The 1,198-nt window shown below is 35.8% G+C and carries 1 protein-coding gene; it reads right to left on the reverse strand.

Going from position 1 to position 1,198, the window contains the following annotated elements; all coding sequences use genetic code 11:
* Positions 1–118 precede the first annotated feature (118 nt).
* Positions 119–1,198, reverse strand: a 1,080-nt coding sequence (locus JEM49_RS09290) for a L,D-transpeptidase family protein (protein ID WP_242509814.1), incomplete at its 5' end; no start/stop codon positions are given.

Raw genomic sequence — 1,198 nt, forward strand, 5'->3', positions numbered from 1 at the left:
TATACAAAAAAAGAGATCGAATCCAAATGATTCGATCTCTAAAAAAGCACCCTTAATTGTCAATGTCTTAACTTAATGACATTGATTTGATATTCCGCAGGTCTTATTTTTATCTCAATTATTCATAAATAATAACTGGTTCATTCTTAGAAATGTTATTCCAAACTTTTCTAATCTCGCTAGGCTTAACATTGACACAGCCATGTGAGCCACCTCTTAAGTAGGCCTTCTTACTCCAATCAGTTCTCCAACTAGCATCATGGAAACCACAACCACTTAAAGTAAATGGCATCCAGTATTTAACTGGTGAAGCATAACTTGAACCATCGTCATTGGTACCACGCAAAGTACTTGGAGATTCCTTGTAGTGAATGTACCAAACACCACGTGGAGTTTGATCACCCTTACTACCTTCCATCGTACCAGTAACTACATCATTCAAATGTGCAGCTAACTTACCTTTTTTAACAAGCCAAACCTCTTGCTTCTTTAATGAAACAACTGCATAAGTATTGCCGATTTCATGATTACTCTTACCGTAACCATGAGCGTAAGTACTATAGCCTAAACCATAAATTGCATCAGCACCATCAAAAGTGGTTTTCCCATCTGCAAAAGCTTGTAAGATCAAACGACGAGCCTTTTTAACATAAACGCCCCAGCCCCAGGTCTTATTTTTAATGGTAATTGTCTTACCCTTAACCTTATTACCAGTAGGAACCGTAAACTTATAGCTTTTATGCAAAGTAGAAACTTCTTTATCAATTTGGTTTAATTTTTCAGTTAATTTAGATGTATCGCCAAATTGATATTTACCATCTCGGTAGCTGACATCATTTAAAAGATCTTTGGCCTTTAACTGATAACTCTTGCCATTAATTTTGTAAGTCAATTCAGCCTTCTTTAACGCATTCAACTTCTTCTTAGCAGTAGCTAAATTTTTAGTAGTAAAATTATAGGCTTGATCTGAAGGCGTCTTAGTTTGTTGCTTTTTAAACAGTGCTTCAGTTTCTGCCTCATCGATTGTCGGTGCGGTCGTATTATAGCTATAAACCAATTTTTCATTTCTTAATTGCACATGATTTTTAGCTTTTTTATTTACTTTGGCAGTTGCCTTAGCAACAGTTAATTTGCCAACCTTCACACCATCGATTTTAACATTTGGATTAAAGTGTGTTCGTGCATACTTCTCCGCTGC

This window comes from Lactobacillus sp. A27, assembly GCF_016742815.1.
Classification (GTDB): domain Bacteria; phylum Bacillota; class Bacilli; order Lactobacillales; family Lactobacillaceae; genus Lactobacillus; species Lactobacillus gallinarum.